We start from the raw sequence: 1,098 nt of genomic DNA, 5'->3' as shown, positions 1-1,098 counted from the left end.
GGAATATATAGTGGTCCTAAGTTTATTACCGCATCTGTAAATGGTATCGCAAGCTGTGTTGCACTTGGAGATGTAGTATATTGATAATAAGATACATATAAAGCTAAAGCAAGTTGCATAACTATCTTTTGCCATGGCTTTAACCCTAAAGATCTTTTCATTTTTATAATTATAAAGTCATCAACAAATCCTACAAAACCAAATCCAATTATACATATAAGGCCTACCATCATATCAGAGCTTACCTTGCTTCTAGTAAGTCCTGTGATAAGTATTGCTGCCATCATAAGTATTCCACCCATAGTTGGCGTTCCATTTTTTTGTAGATGTGTTTTTGGTCCATCATCCCTAACTGTTTGACCGAATTTAAATTTTGTTAACATCGGTATAAATATTGGTCCTAATATTATTACTATTAGAAATGAAATCATTGCTGTATACGTAAGTTCTGTTATTCCTAACATAATGTAACTCCTCTCCCTGTTGGCTAATTCATTTGTGTTTTATTACTTATTTAGATATTCAACTATTTTCTCTAATTTCATACCTCTAGATGCTTTAACTAGTACTACATCTTTAGTATTTATTATATTTTCTATTTTCTCAATAGCTTCTTCTTTTGTCTCAAAGTGATATATGTTATTTGCGCCAAGACCCATATTCTTTGCTTCATCACTTATAAACTTAGAAATTTCTCCTATAGTTATTAATACATCTGTATTTCCTATACATGATTTTCCTACTAACCTATGTCCATATTCTGCCATATCACCCATTTCAAACATATCTCCAAGTATAGCTACTTTTCTTTCACTATATCTTCCTAATATACCTAAAGCTGCTTGCATAGAATCTGGACTAGCATTGTAAGCATCATTTATTATAGTTATGTCATTATTCTTAACTATATCTAGTCTCATCTTTGTTGCCTTGTAATTCTTAAGTCCTTCTTTTATTTCATCAATTGTAATACCTAAGCTTATACCTACTAATATAGCGGCCATTGCATTATAAATGTTATGCTTTCCTACTGTAGGTATGTATACTTCTTCTTTATTTGAATCTATTATACATGTAAAAGTCACACTATCTTCTTCC

Annotated in this window: 1 protein-coding gene and 1 pseudogene; both read right to left on the bottom strand. The window is 30.9% G+C overall.

Annotation, left to right across the window (positions count from 1 at the left end; all coding sequences use genetic code 11):
• Window positions 1-467, bottom strand: a pseudogene (locus CHL78_RS20215) (phospho-N-acetylmuramoyl-pentapeptide-transferase); the annotation flags it as partial.
• 39 nt (window positions 468-506) lie between these two features.
• The coding region (locus CHL78_RS20210) for a glutamate ligase domain-containing protein (protein ID WP_274541876.1) at window positions 507-1,098 on the bottom strand (592 nt) is incomplete at its 5' end.

Source organism: Romboutsia weinsteinii, assembly GCF_002250835.2.
GTDB lineage: Bacteria > Bacillota > Clostridia > Peptostreptococcales > Peptostreptococcaceae > Romboutsia_A > Romboutsia_A weinsteinii.
The sequence above is the reverse complement of the archived record's forward strand: the minus strand, read 5'-3'. Positions and strand labels throughout refer to the sequence as shown.